This is a genomic window from Halomonas sp. SIMBA_159, assembly GCF_046536035.1.
GTDB classification, from domain to species: Bacteria; Pseudomonadota; Gammaproteobacteria; order Pseudomonadales; family Halomonadaceae; genus Vreelandella; species Vreelandella venusta_A.
Map to the genome: position 1 here is coordinate 1 of NZ_JAWJBT010000277.1, position 311 is coordinate 311.

General features: G+C 38.6%; 1 pseudogene. It reads left to right on the forward strand.

From position 1 onward, the window contains the following. Positions 1-311, forward strand: a pseudogene (locus R0J87_RS19285) (hypothetical protein); the annotation flags it as partial.

Consider the following 311-nt stretch of genomic DNA (forward strand, 5'->3'; position numbering starts at 1 on the left):
GACCCTAAAAATGCCGATTTGGCTGATTTAGAAGGAATTTTTGAACGGAAGGTGTTTTCTCGCAAAGGCGGTATTATGATGACTTTGAAGAATTCTGTCCAGGATATGATGCAGAGGATGGAAGATATGAAAAGTCATCCTAAATATAGAACTGGGGAAAACTATGCTTATTATGGATTTAAGCCTGTTTTTATCATATTTGATGAGTACGTAGCGTTTATGGATATGCTCGACTTCAAGGAACGTGAAACTGCTATACAGGACATTAAACAAATTGTAATGCTCGGCAGACAGGCGGGCTTTTTTCTCGT